Genomic DNA, 12,429 nt, shown 5'->3' on the forward strand with positions numbered 1-12,429 from the left:
CGGCCGAAAAAAACTTGGCCCGGCCGTTTCCGGCTTGGCCGGCCCCTTTCGATCAACCCCTCGACGGGCCGGGAAGGATGGCTTCCCGGGATGATCGAAAGGCAACGGGATGAACACCAACGAGAACCACGGCCACCACGACGACGACGCCCCCCGCACGGACGAGGACGGCGTCCGCGCGGTCAAGGTCTACGGCTTCCGCATCGACAAGAAGAGCTACGAGAACCCGCTGCCGGACCTCACCGGCCGAGACCTGCTCGTTATCGCGGGCAAGGCGCACCCGGACCGCTGGAAGATTTTCCAGAAGGTCGGCGCCCAGTTGAAGCGCATCGGCCTCGACGAGGTCGTGCACGTGAGCGACAGCGGCGAGGAGCGCTTCGTCACCCTGCCGCTCGACCAGACGGAGGGGGAGCAGCCGCTCCCCCGCCGCCGGGATTTCGCGCTTCCCGAAGGCGACGAGGAGACGCTCGACGCGGCCGGCCACCGCTGGGAGGCGATCCAGGAGGCGGGCGCCACCCGCGTCGTCGTCCGCGACTATCCCGTCCGCACCGGGTACGCCCCGGCCAAGGCGGACCTGATGCTGCGCCTGCTGCCGGGGTATCCCTCGACCCAGATCGACATGTTCTACTTCCACCCCCCGCTCGCCCGGGCCGACGGGGTTCCGATCCGCGCCCTGGTCGGGGACACCTTCGAGGGCAAGCACTGGCAGGGTTGGTCGCGTCACCGCACCGGCGAGAACCCCTGGCGCCCGGACGTCGACGACATCGGCACGCACCTCGCGCTGGTTGAGCATTGCCTCGCCAAGGAAGTGGGGGCCGCCTGACATGCGCACCACCCTCGCCCTGACCGGCGCGCAACACGCCGCGCTTTGCGCCCACCTCTTCCCCGGCGACGGCCGCGAGGCGGTCGCCCTGATGCTCTGCGGGCGCGCCGCCTCGCCCGGACGGACGAAATTCGTCGTGAACCGGATCGTCCCGATCCCGCACCATGCCTGCGAGCGCACCGACAGGCGCGTGACTTGGCCGACCGCCTACCTGGAGCCCCTGCTCGCGGAGGCGGCGAAGCGCGGCATGGCCGTGGCCAAGGTCCACAGCCATCCGGGCGGCGACCTGCGCTTCAGCGAGGTGGACGACGCCGCGGATGCCGACCTGTTCGGCGGGGTCCATGCCTGGGTCGACGACGGCCAGCCGCACCTCAGCGCGGTGATGGTCCCGGACGGGACGATGATCGCCCGGGCCCATGGCGAGGACGGCACGCACGCGCCGCTCGACCACGTCGGCGTCGTCGGCGATGACCTCCGCTTCCACCGGCCCCCCGTTCACGCTGCCCAGGCCGTTCCCGAGTTCGCGCGGCGGCACGCCCAAGCCTTCGGACGCGCGACGTTCGAGGCGATGCGGCACCTCCGCGTCGGGGTCGTGGGGTGCTCCGGGACCGGCGGTCCGGTCGTCGACCAGATCGCCCGCCTCGGCGTCGGCGAGATCGTGCTGGTCGACCCCGACCTGGTCGAGGACAAGAACCTCAACCGCATCGTCAACACGACGCTCGCCGACGTGGGTCGGCCGAAGGTGGAGGTTCTGGCGGCCTTCGTCGAACGCCTCGGGCTCGGTGCGAGGGTGGAAGCCTTTCCCTGCGACCTGTCCCGACCGGACGCGCTCAGGGCCGTTTCGACCTGCGACGTCGTGTTCGGGTGCATGGACGGGGTCGAGGGCCGCGACCTGCTGAATCGCCTCGCGACGTTCTACGTCCTGGCCTACCTGGACATCGGGGTGATGCTCGACGCCGATGGCGAGGGTGGCATCGACCAGATCTGCGGGTCGGTCCACTACCTGCAGCCGGGGCGCTCCAGCCTCCGGGGGCGCGGTCTCTACACGGACGGGATGCTTGAGGCCGAAAGCCTGAGGAGGCAGGACCCCGCGGCCTACGAGGACCGCCTCGCGCGCGGCTACATCCGCGGCGTGCCGCAGGAGCGGCCGGCCGTGGGTGCGGTGAACGGCCTGTTCTCCAGCCTCGCGGTGGTCGAGTTGCTGCTGAGGCTGCATCCGTCGAGGCTCGACCCGAACGGCGATTTCGCCGTCCAGACCCTAAGCCTGACGGCCGGGTTCTGGCAGTTCGCGCCGGAGGAGGGCACGGACGACGCACTCGCGCGATACCTCGGTCGAGGCGACATGAGGCCGTTCCTGAACCGACCGCATCTCGACATGCTCATGAGGGCGGCGTGATGGCGGGACTTCCCGTTACGCTGCTCCGGGCGTCCCTGTCCTGGGTCGCCCGCCGCCTCGGGCGTCACACCGTGGATTTCGTCGACGAGGAGCCCGATACGCCCGCGCCTTGCACGGTCTACGTCGTGGGTGAGAATGGCCATCAGTGGTTCGCGGCCTTCGGGTGCCCGTGCGGCTGCGGCGAGACGATCAAGCTCTCGCTCGTTCCCGGCGACCGGCCGGGCTGGCGCATCCGCCGACACTGGGACGGGACGGCGTCGCTGACGCCGAGCGTCTGGCGTCAAGTGGGATGCCAGAGTCACTTCTGGCTGAGGAAGGGCCGGACCGACTGGTGCTGACCACCTTCGCCCGCCGCGGCGCCGGTTCCGCCGACGCCGAACCTGTCGCCTCCGGAGCGGGGAGGATTCCGCCGCGGCGGACGGAGGTGAGCTCGACCCGGAGCTAGGTCGCCGCTGGCCGGACCGGGGTGAATTCCGGACATGGGGCCGTTCAAGAGGCCCTCGTTGCGACGAACGGTGCTGCTTGGAGGCCGTCACCTCGACCATATCACGTCGGAAGAATTGACCGGCGGAGGGATGTCGCTTCCATCGTTGCGGTCCGGACCAAGCCGAGGGCCGGATAAGCGCCACCCGCCCGAACGCGTGATCCCCGGCCGTCGGCGGCAGGACGAACTCTGAACGGGGCGGCGCACGTGCGCCGCCCCGTCGAAGCCGTTAGGCCAGGGCAGCGGCCCACTTCGTAGGATCGGGTGATTTGTTCTTGTAGATCGTCCCACCGAAATCCACGTGAAGCTCGGCCCACGCCCCGCAACCCTGGCGCGCAAGAACTTCGAAGTGCTTCGGCTTGCGGCGAAGGTCCCCCGACGGGGTCCAGCCCGCGGCCTTCACCGCCTCCAGCACGCGCGATGGGTCGGCCGGCATGTCCGGTCTCTTATCGCCAGGCGGGTGATGGGGCTTCTTATGCTGGATGTGCACGGGTTCCCGGCCCTCGGCTGCGATCCGCGTCACCTTGATCTCGGACGGGCGACGCTCGCCCTCGATGTCCACATGCAGGCCCGCCACGAGCGGGAAGGCCTCCGCTCCCTTAGGGCCGAGATCGGCCAGATGCGTCCCGCCGCCGGCCTCCACCGTGAAGCGATGGGCAAAAACGTGCTGAATGACCCCCGAGAGGGCCGTCGTGTCGTGGTGCGGCATGATCTTCTCCGTAGGGCGCCCATCCGCAGGCGCGGCCCGTCAGGTGGCCTGGCCTCACACGCCGTTCAAGATTGACCCCGGCCGGTGCGAGCGAGGGGACGATCACCTTTCTGTGCTTCGTCCGGAGGCCGCGGGGGCCCGTGCGCGGCTCACTTGCCGGGTCTGCGGACCCATGGTGCTGCCGCGATCATGCTCACGCGCAGACCCTGCTCGGCCGACACGTAGCCTCAAGGATCGAGCCGGGCCGTCCGCAGGCGCAGGGCGTTGCCGATGACGCTGACCGAGGACAGCGCCATGGCCGCGGCGGCGATGACGGGCGAGAGCAGGATGCCCAGGAACGGGTACAGCACCCCGGCCGCGACCGGCACGCCGGCGGCGTTGTAGACGAAGGCGAAGAACAGGTTCTGGCGGATGTTGCCCATCACCGCCTTCGAAAGGCGCCGCGCCCGCACGATCCCCATCAAGTCGCCCTTGAGCAGCGTCAGGCCGGCGCTCTCGATGGCCACGTCCGTGCCGGTGCCCATCGCGATGCCGACGTCCGCCGCGGCGAGCGCGGGGGCGTCGTTGACGCCGTCGCCCGCCATGGCGACCACCTGCCCGGCCGCCTTGTAGCGCTCGACCACGGCGGCCTTCCGGTCGGGCAGCACCTCCGCCTCGACCTCCTCGATGCCGAGGCGGCGGGCGACGGCCTCGGCGGTGGTGCGGTTGTCGCCGGTCAGCATCACCACCCGGATGCCCTCGGTCCGGAGCGCCGCCAGCGCCTCCGCGGTCGTCGCCTTGACGGGGTCGGCGATGGCGATGACGCCCGCCACCCGTCCGTCGACGGCGGCGAAGATCGCGGTCGCGCCGTCTCGCCTCAGTTCGTCCGCCCCTGCCGCATATGCCGACACGTCCACGCCATGCTCGCGCAGGAAGGCCGCGTTGCCGAGCGCAACCCAGCGCCCCTCCACGGTGCCGAACGCGCCCTTGCCGGTCGGGCTTTCGAAGTCGGCGACGGCGGCGGTCGCGACGCCGCGCTCCTCCGCGGCCCGCACGACCGCCGTGGCCAGCGGGTGCTCGCTCGCCCGCTCGACGCTCGCCGCGAGGCGCAGCACCGTAGCCTCATCGAAGCCGGCTGCCGGCACGATCCGGGTGACCGCCGGCTTGCCCTCGGTCAGCGTGCCGGTCTTGTCGACCAGGAGGGTGCCCACCCGCTCCATGCGCTCCAGGGCCTCGGCGTTCTTGACCAGGACGCCGGCCCCGGCACCCCGTCCGACGCCGACCATGATGGACATCGGCGTGGCGAGCCCGAGCGCGCAGGGGCAGGCGATGATGAGCACCGCGACGGCGGCCAGGAGCGCGAAGGTGAAGCGCGGCTCCGGCCCGAAGGCCATCCAGGCGAGGAACGCGAGGACCGCCACGCCGATGACGGCGGGCACGAACCAACCGGCCACCTGATCGGCGAGGCGCTGGATGGGCGCGCGCGAGCGCTGGGCCTCGGCCACCATCTGGACGATGCGGGCCAGCATGGTGTCGCGCCCGACCTTCGTGGCCTCGATCACGAGGGCCCCGGACTGGTTCAGGCTGCCGCCGACCACGGGGGCGCCCGCCGCCTTGGTGACCGGCATCGATTCCCCCGTCACCAGGCTCTCGTCCACCGAGCTCCGCCCCTCGGCGACGAAGCCGTCGACCGGCACCTTCTCGCCCGGGCGCACCCGCAACCGGTCGCCGGCCGCGATAGCGTCGAGGGACGTCTCTTCCTCGGAGCCGTCCGGTCGAATGCGGCGGGCCGTCTTCGGCGTCAGGTCGAGCAGGGCACGGATCGCGCCGCCGGTGCTCTCCCGGGCGCGAAGTTCCAGTACCTGCCCGAGGAGCACCAGAACCGTGATGACGGCCGCCGCCTCGAAGTAGGCAGGCACGGCCCCGCCATGCCCGCGCAGGGCCTGCGGGAACAGGCCCGGGGCAGCTGTGGCGACGACGCTGTAGAGGAAGGCGCAGCCCGTCCCCAGCGAAACCAGCGTGAACATGTTGAGGTTGCGCGAGACCACGGAACGATAGCCACGCACGAAGAACGGCCAGCCCGCCCAGAGCACCACAGGCGCGGCGAGCACGAACTGTATCCAGTTCGAGGTTTGCTGCCCGAGGCGTTCCGTCAGACCGAACAGGTGGCCACCCATCTCCAGGACGAAGACGGGGAGCGTCAGCAGGAGCCCGACCCGGAAGCGTCGGGTCATGTCGACCAACTCCTCGCTGGGGCCGGTGTCGGCGCCGACCACGGCCGGCTCAAGCGCCATCCCGCAGATGGGGCAGCCTCCCGGGCCGACCTGTCGCACCTCCGGGTGCATCGGGCAGGTGTAGATCGTGCCCTCCGGCACCGGTTCCACCCTCGCCTGCCCCGGATCGAGGTAGCGGACCGGATCGGCCTCGAACTTGGTCCGGCATCCGTTCGAGCAAAAGTAGTACGGGCGCCCGGCGTGCTCGGCCCGATGCTTCGCGGCGTGCGGATCGACCGTCATCCCGCAGACGGGATCCTTGACCGTTCCGGTGCCGGAAGCCTGGGTCTCGTGATCACCGTGCCCAAATTGCGCATGGTCGTGCCCGGCATGATGGCCGTGGCGCTCGTGCGAGGGGGGGACGCTATGCGGCATGACCTGGCTCCCGTGGGTTCGCATCGCCTTCGGTCACCGGCTTCCGGTGACGGGAAGCAGGCCGAGGCTGTCCAAGGACATCGAACAGGTGACGGGGACGGCGGGCGTCCCCGTCGGGATGGGTGCCCCGGACCGGGGCGCGGCCGACCTACTTGGCGTGCTGCTTCAGCCACGCCTCCATCTCGCCGATCTCCTTCTCCTGGTCGTCGATGATCTTCTGGGCCATCGCCTTGGTGGACGGGTCCTTGGCGTGCTTCAGGGCGACCCTGGCCATCGCGACCGCGCCCTTGTGGTGCGGAATCATGTGGGTGCGGAAATCGACGTCCGGGTTGCCGGTGTAAGCGACGGCCATGTCCTTCATCATGGCCATGTCGGCGGCCTTGAAGTCCTTGGTCGAGGCGTCGTCCTTCGGGTCCGGCTTCATGGAGGACATCGAACCGTGGTCCTTCATGTCCTGCGCGTGGGCGGTACCGGCCAAACCGAGACCGAGAATGGCGGCGATGGCGAGCGTGTTCGGGGTTTTCATGGTCGTTACCTTTTTCGATGGCGTGGGATGCCGTCGCGCCGGAACGGACGTCCGCTCCGGCGCGACGGGGCGTCGTGAGGCGCGGCGGCGTTCAGTGACCGTGGGGAGGCTTGGTGGCCGTTCCGTCGGAACGTCCGTGGTCCATCCGCTCGCCGGACTTCGCGGGGCCCGTGTCCCCGAGACGCATGTCGTGGGCAGGCCCTCCCGCCGTGCCGCCGCGGCTCGGCGTGGGCTGCGTCTGCTGCTCGGCGTTCGCGTTGCCCTGGTCGTCGGCGAAGGCGGGCGATGCCGCACCGAAGGCCATCAGAAGGGTGGCGACAGCGGCGATTTTCATGTGGTGAACTCCTTGGCTCATTGAGGTTGGCCGGCCGCGGGCGTGCAGCTCGTCGACCGATGGCTCCGGCACGGGCACCCGCCTCGGGCGGCTCCCCCCTGCATCCCTGCGTGGGATCTTCAGGCCCCCTTCCGGTCGCGCTCGCGACAGGGGGCGATGTTCAGTCGAACTTGCCGCTGGCCGTGGCACCGTCGGGCGCGGTGAGCTGCACGGCGCCCTTCGGGCTGTTCCCGAGCGCCACCGGGGCCGTCCCGGTCAGTCGGTTGCCGTCGGCCGGCTCCAGGGGGACCCGGGTCGGCTTACCGCCGACGACGAGGATGGCCGTGCCCTTGAAGCCTGTGGCCGGCACCGGCTTCTGGCCGCCGTCCGACAGGAAGACGTCGACGGTCTCGCCCTTGGTAGCGAGCTCGACGTGGAACTTCCCGGCGTCGGCTACCCGGCCGCCGTGCTGGCCGGCGCTTTCGTGGGCGTACGCCGCGGTCGCCGCCATCAGGCCGGCGACGAGGGTCAGTCTGTGCAGGATCATGCTGGTTCTCCTCGGGGGTCAGTAGGCCTCGGCCGGGCGCGGTCGCGCGCCGTCCGGGGACGGGTCGGCCGGCGCCTCGGCGTGCAGGGCGTGCAGCCGCTCCAGCGGCTTGCGGCCGAAGCGCAGGAACAGGACGGGGGTCAGGAAGGTGTCGAGCAGCGTCGCGCTGACGAGGCCGCCGAAGATCGTCACCGCCACCGGGTGCAGGATCTCCTTGCCCGGGCTCGCGGCGTCGTACAGCAGCGGCACCAGCGCCACGCCCGCCGAGAGCGCCGTCATCAGCACCGGGGTCAGCCGCTCCAGGCTGCCGCGCACCACGAGGTCGGGCCCGAACGGCATACCCTCGTGCAGTGACAGGTTCAGGTAGTGGCTGATCTTCAGGATGCCGTTGCGGGCGGCGATGCCGGTCAGCGTGATGAAGCCGATCATCGACGCCACCGAGAGCGGCTGCCCGACCAGCCAGAGCGCGGCCACCGAGCCGATCAGCGCGAGCGGCACGTTGCCCATGATGATGAGCGCCAGGGCGGCCGAGCGGTAGCGGCTGAACAGGATGGCGAAGACCAGGGCCAGCGACAGCGCCGAGAGCGCCGCGATGGTCCGGCTCGCCTCCTCCTGCGCCTGGAAAGTGCCTTCCAGGCTGATGAAGAAGCCGGGCGGCATCGGCTCCTTCGCCACCGCCTCGCGGATGGCGGCCACGACGGTCGCCATGTCGGTGCCGGCCGTCGTGTTGGCCTGGACGACGATGCGGCGCCGGGCGTTCTCGCGCAGGATCTGGTTCGGCCCGTCGGTCTCGCGGATGTCGGCGACCTGACGCGCCGGCACCCAGCCCGAGGGCGTCTCCAGGAGTAGGTCGCCTAGCCCCGTCGTCGTCCGGCGGTTCTCGGCGAGGCGCAATACCACGTCGAAGCGGCGCACGCCGTCGACGACCGTCGAGACCACCCGACCGTTGGAGAGGCGGCTGATCTGCTCGACGACGGCCGCGGGCTGGACGCCGTAGAGGGCCGCCCGGGTGTAGTCGACGCGGACCTCCAGCTGCGGGATGCGCACCTGCCGCTCGACCTGCAGGTCCGCGAGACCCGGGATCGAGGCCATGCGGTCGCGCAGGGAGTTCGCGACCCGCCGCAGGGCGTCGAGGTCGTCGCCGAACACCTTGAGCGCGATCTCGGCCCGCACGCCCGAGAGCATGTGGTCGAGCCTGTGCGAGATCGGCTGGCCGACGTTGACCGCCACCGGAAGGGCGGCGAGGCGCCCGCGGATGTCGGCGACCAGCGCCTCCTTCGGACGCTTCGTGCCTTCGTCGAGCGCCACGTCGATCTCGGAGGAGTGGACGCCCTCGGCGTGCTCGTCGAGCTCGGCCCGGCCGGTCCGGCGGCCCACCGCCTTCACGCCCGGGATGTCCAGGAGCAGCTTCTCGGCGATCAGCCCGACCCGGTTGCTCTCGGCGAGCGAGATGCCCGGGTTGAAGGTCATGCTGACCGTGAACGAGCCCTCGTTGAACGGAGGCAGGAAGGCCCGGGGCAGGTTCCAGGCGGCGACGCCCGCGGCGGCGACCGCCACGGCGACGCTTCCAACGAGCCAGCCCTTGTGCCGGAAGGCGACCCGCAGCAGGGCGGCGTTGCCCCGCTTGAGCAGCTTGAGGAAGCGGCTGTCGTGCTCCTCAAGGTTCCTGAGCCCCGGGAGCAGCAGCGACGCCAGCACCGGCGTCAGGGTGATGGAGGTGAGCAGGCTCGCCAGGATCGAGATGATGTAGGCCTCGCCGAGCGGGGCGAAGAGCCGCCCCTCGATGCCGGACAGGGCGAAGAGCGGCACGAACACCAGGATGATGATCAGCGTCGCGTAGACGATGCCGGAGCGCACCTCGTTCGAGGCCTCCACCACCACCTGGAACACGCTCTTCGGGTTGCCGGCCCGTCGGTTCTCGCCGAGCCGCCGGTAGATGTTCTCGACGTCGACCACCGCGTCGTCGACGAGCTCGCCGATGGCGATGGCCAGGCCCCCGAGCGTCATCGTGTTGATGGACAGCCCGAACAGGTGGAACACCACCGCGGTCGTCAGCACCGAGACCGGGATGGCGAGCAGCGAGATCGCCGTGGTGCGCACGTTCAGCAGGAAGGCGAACAGCACCACCGCCACGACCAGCACGGCCTCGACGAGGACGCGCTCGACGTTGCGGATCGAGGTCTCGATGAAGTCTGCCTGCCGGAACAGCACTTGGTCGGCCTTGATGCCGCCGGGCAGGTTCGGGTTAAGTTCCTTCAGTGCGGTCTCGATGCTGCGGGTCAGCCGCACGGTGTCGACGTCCGGCTGCTTCTCGACCGAGACGATGACCGCGGGCTTGGCCATGTAGCCGGCGTCGCCCCGCTTCACCTTCGCGGCGAAGGACACCTCCCCGACCTGGCGCAGGTACACGGGCGTGTCGGCGACCGTCGCGACCACGAGGTTGCGCAGGTCGTCGAGGCTCATGGTCCGGCCGATGCTCCGGATCAGGTACTCGCGGGCGTTCTGGTCTGTGAAGCCGCCGCCGGCGTTGGTGCCGAACTGCGCCAGCGCCGTCTCCAGCTGGGCATTGGTCACCCCGAGCGCGCGCATGGCCGCCGGATTCGGGCTGACCCGGAACTGGCGCACCTCGCCGCCGATGGGGATGACCTGCGCCACGCCCGGGATGGTCAGCAGGCGCGGTCGGATGGTGAAGTCGGCGACCTCGCGCACCTGCATGGGGGTCGCGGTCTCGCTGGTGACCGCCACTAGCAGGATCTGGCCCATGATGGAGGAGACAGGGCCCATCACCGGGGTCACGCCTCGGGGCAGCTGGTCCTGGACGAGGGACAGGCGCTCCGCGACCTGCTGCCGGTTCCGATAGATGTCGGTCCCCCAGTCGAACTCGACGTAGGTGATGGACAGGCCCACGCCCGAGACCGAGCGCACGCGGGTCACGCCGGGGAGACCGTTCATCCGGGTCTCGATGGGATAGGTGACGAGTTGCTCGACCTCCTGGGGGGCGTACCCTTCCGCCTCCGTCATGACCGTGACGGTGGGTCTATTGAGGTCGGGAAAGACGTCGACCGGCAGTTTGGTCGCGGTGAAGGCGCCGTACAGTACCAGCACCGCGGCGAGCGCGAGGACGAGCAGGCGGTTGCGGACCGACTGGCTGACGAGGAAGGTGAACATCGGGCGGCCTCCTCAGCGAACCTGGTCGAGGAGTTCGGCGCCCTGGGTCACGACCCGCTTGCCGGACCCGATCCCCTCGGCCACGAGCACCCGGCCGCCGTCGAGCGGCTCGACCCGAACGGGCCGCGCCTCGAAGCGCTCGGCGGTGGTGTGCTCGTAGACGACGTCCTGCCCGTTGCCGGTGCGCACCACGGCAGAGCGCGGCAGCGCCAGGCCGGCCTGCTCGGTGTCGGTCCCGGCCAGCACCGTGACGAACTGGCCGACCCGCAGGCCCGAGGCGTCGCCCTGGACCGCGAACTGCACCGGGATGGCCTGGTTACGGTCGGCGAGCCCCGAGCCCTGGTAGGCGAGCCTCAGGGTCCTTCCGTCCGCGAGGCGGGCCGTGGCGTTCCGCGCGGCGGTCAGGGCGTCGAAGCTCAGCGCCTCGACCCAGAGGCGGTTCGGGTCGACGATCTGGAAGATCATGGCGCCCGGAGCCGCCATCTGGCCGGCCACCGCGGCCGCCTGCGCCACCACGCCGTCGACCGGAGCGACCAGGGTCTCGGGTTGCTGGCGGATCTTGTCCAGGGCGGCGCGGCGGTCATGCAGGCCGTTCAACTCCGCGACCGCGTCATCGAGCTGGGTCGTGGCAACGGCCCCCGTGGTGGCGAGCTTGCGGTAGCGCTCGACCCGACGCTCGACGATGGCGATCTGCTGGTCGAGTTCGCCCTGACGCTGGCGCATGTCGGAGACGTCGACGGCCTGAACCGGCGGCGTCACCGTGGCGAGCACGTCGCCCTTGCGAACCTTCGTGCCGAGGCGGGGGAAGACGCCGGACGGCGGTGGCGAGATCCGTCCGCCGACCGAGGACTGGACGACGCCGCTGGCGTTCGGGTCCGGGATGATGCGGCCCGGCAACTCGACCGAGCGGTGGAAGCTGCCCTGCTCCGTCATGACCGTGCGCAGGACCAGCAGGCGCTGGGTCGGCTTCGGCACGAAGACGGAGCCGTCGGGCAGGCGCTGCGCGAGGTCCGACGCCGCCGGCGCGGTCTGGCGCGGCTCGATCAGGGCGGCGCCTTGCACGGCTGAGCCGTGGTCCTCGTCGCCGTGTGCGAAGGCCGCGGTGCCGAGGACGAGGGTGATGCCGATGGCGAGCAGCGCCATGGCCGGCACGCTCCGACGTCCGCGCACGGCTGCGGTGACGAGCATGCCGAGCAGGAAGGCGACCGCGACCGCGGCCACCAGCGTCGGGTCCTTGGCCGTCAGGCGCTCCCTGATGCCCTGGGCGAACTCCGAGACGCGCGCCGGTACCCCCTGCGCCGAAGCGGGCTTGGCAGGCAGGGCGGCCGGGGCGGCGTTCCTATCGGGCACGGTGACCGCGACGGCCAGCACGTCGACGGCGTCGCCCGCGGTGACGGTCGCGACGAGTTCGTGACGGCCGGGCTTCGACAGCCATGGCGCCGGCAGGGCGTAGCCGCCCTCCGAAGTGGCGGTCGCGATCCTCGGCCCCTCGGGAGTCTCGACCTCGATGGTCGCGCCGGGCACCGGCTCGTTCGTCCGGAAGCGGTCGAGGAACAGCGTTAGGGTTCCGTCGCGCGGGACGGCGACGAGCTCGAAGGCATCCGAGAGCGCCTCGCCGCGCGGCGCGATGGTCTTCGAGACGGGCGGCGGCGCGGCGCCGTGGTCGTGGCCCTCATGGGCGAGCGCAGGCCCCGCCAAGACGGCGGCAAGCAGCGCCACCACGCCATAGGCGGCGGCAAAACGGGTCGACATGAATAGGAATCCTCGCGTCGGGAAGTCCGGACGGCGCCGATAGCGGGCGCATTCCGGGCGTCGCGCGCCTCAGGCGCGCCCTAC

The 12,429-nt window shown here is 70.9% G+C and carries 10 protein-coding genes; 3 read left to right on the forward strand and 7 right to left on the reverse strand.

Features of this window, described 5'->3' with window-relative positions:
• The first annotated feature begins 109 nt into the window (after nt 1-109).
• The 3 genes from MTDSW087_RS17095 to MTDSW087_RS17105 are packed head-to-tail and all read left to right on the forward strand — an operon-like array spanning nt 110 to nt 2,557.
• On the forward strand, nt 110-823 hold the full coding sequence (locus MTDSW087_RS17095) for a multiubiquitin domain-containing protein (protein WP_003596987.1): 714 nt from the start codon (nt 110-112) through the stop codon (nt 821-823).
• 1 nt (nt 824) lies between these two features.
• Nucleotides 825-2,219 (forward strand): ThiF family adenylyltransferase, encoded by a 1,395-nt coding sequence (locus MTDSW087_RS17100; RefSeq protein WP_003596986.1) that lies wholly within the window; start codon nt 825-827, stop codon nt 2,217-2,219.
• Nucleotides 2,219-2,557 carry a ubiquitination-like system serine protease family protein gene (locus MTDSW087_RS17105; protein WP_144765905.1) on the forward strand — a complete coding sequence of 113 codons (339 nt, stop codon included), beginning with the start codon at nt 2,219-2,221 and terminating at the stop codon, nt 2,555-2,557. The genes MTDSW087_RS17100 and MTDSW087_RS17105 overlap by 1 nt, the downstream gene beginning before the upstream one ends.
• Before the next feature lie 375 nt (nt 2,558-2,932).
• Here MTDSW087_RS17105 and MTDSW087_RS17110 read toward each other — a convergent pair whose 3' ends face one another.
• The 7 genes from MTDSW087_RS17110 to MTDSW087_RS17140 form a co-directional block, all read right to left on the reverse strand.
• A complete protein-coding gene (locus MTDSW087_RS17110; protein WP_096486621.1) occupies nt 2,933-3,412 on the reverse strand; it encodes a hypothetical protein in 480 nt (159 codons plus the stop codon).
• Between the two features lie 227 nt (nt 3,413-3,639).
• The gene (locus MTDSW087_RS17115) at nt 3,640-6,039 is read right to left on the reverse strand and encodes a heavy metal translocating P-type ATPase (RefSeq protein ID WP_144765907.1); all 2,400 of its coding nucleotides are present in this window, start codon (nt 6,037-6,039) and stop codon (nt 3,640-3,642) included.
• Nucleotides 6,040-6,187: 148 nt separating this feature from the next.
• On the reverse strand, nt 6,188-6,565 hold the full coding sequence (gene copM / locus MTDSW087_RS17120; protein WP_144765909.1) for a CopM family metallochaperone: 378 nt from the start codon (nt 6,563-6,565) through the stop codon (nt 6,188-6,190).
• A gap of 91 nt (nt 6,566-6,656) precedes the next feature.
• Nucleotides 6,657-6,899 carry a hypothetical protein gene (locus MTDSW087_RS17125; RefSeq protein ID WP_144765911.1) on the reverse strand — a complete coding sequence of 81 codons (243 nt, stop codon included), beginning with the start codon at nt 6,897-6,899 and terminating at the stop codon, nt 6,657-6,659.
• Nucleotides 6,900-7,059: 160 nt separating this feature from the next.
• Nucleotides 7,060-7,425 carry a hypothetical protein gene (locus MTDSW087_RS17130; RefSeq protein WP_144765913.1) on the reverse strand — a complete coding sequence of 122 codons (366 nt, stop codon included), beginning with the start codon at nt 7,423-7,425 and terminating at the stop codon, nt 7,060-7,062.
• 18 nt (nt 7,426-7,443) lie between these two features.
• A complete protein-coding gene (locus tag MTDSW087_RS17135) occupies nt 7,444-10,593 on the reverse strand; it encodes an efflux RND transporter permease subunit (protein WP_144765915.1) in 3,150 nt (1,049 codons plus the stop codon).
• A gap of 12 nt (nt 10,594-10,605) precedes the next feature.
• Nucleotides 10,606-12,345: an efflux RND transporter periplasmic adaptor subunit gene (locus MTDSW087_RS17140; RefSeq protein ID WP_144765917.1), complete on the reverse strand. Its 1,740-nt coding sequence runs from the start codon at nt 12,343-12,345 to the stop codon at nt 10,606-10,608.
• Between the last annotated feature and the right edge of the window lie 84 nt (nt 12,346-12,429).

It is taken from the genome of Methylobacterium dankookense, from assembly GCF_902141855.1.
In the GTDB taxonomy this organism is placed as follows: domain Bacteria; phylum Pseudomonadota; class Alphaproteobacteria; order Rhizobiales; family Beijerinckiaceae; genus Methylobacterium; species Methylobacterium dankookense.

Excerpts from the sequence above, each read along its gene's own strand:
- MTDSW087_RS17095 (WP_003596987.1), top strand. The coding sequence starts at position 110 with ATGAACACCAACGAGAACCACGGCCACCACGACGACGACGCCCCCCGC.
- MTDSW087_RS17100 (WP_003596986.1), top strand. The coding sequence starts at position 825 with ATGCGCACCACCCTCGCCCTGACCGGCGCGCAACACGCCGCGCTTTGC.
- MTDSW087_RS17105 (WP_144765905.1), top strand. The coding sequence starts at position 2,219 with ATGGCGGGACTTCCCGTTACGCTGCTCCGGGCGTCCCTGTCCTGGGTC.
- MTDSW087_RS17110 (WP_096486621.1), bottom strand. The coding sequence starts at position 3,412 with ATGCCGCACCACGACACGACGGCCCTCTCGGGGGTCATTCAGCACGTT.
- MTDSW087_RS17115 (WP_144765907.1), bottom strand. The coding sequence starts at position 6,039 with ATGCCGCATAGCGTCCCCCCCTCGCACGAGCGCCACGGCCATCATGCC.
- copM (WP_144765909.1), bottom strand. The coding sequence starts at position 6,565 with ATGAAAACCCCGAACACGCTCGCCATCGCCGCCATTCTCGGTCTCGGT.
- MTDSW087_RS17125 (WP_144765911.1), bottom strand. The coding sequence starts at position 6,899 with ATGAAAATCGCCGCTGTCGCCACCCTTCTGATGGCCTTCGGTGCGGCA.
- MTDSW087_RS17130 (WP_144765913.1), bottom strand. The coding sequence starts at position 7,425 with ATGATCCTGCACAGACTGACCCTCGTCGCCGGCCTGATGGCGGCGACC.
- MTDSW087_RS17135 (WP_144765915.1), bottom strand. The coding sequence starts at position 10,593 with ATGTTCACCTTCCTCGTCAGCCAGTCGGTCCGCAACCGCCTGCTCGTC.
- MTDSW087_RS17140 (WP_144765917.1), bottom strand. The coding sequence starts at position 12,345 with ATGTCGACCCGTTTTGCCGCCGCCTATGGCGTGGTGGCGCTGCTTGCC.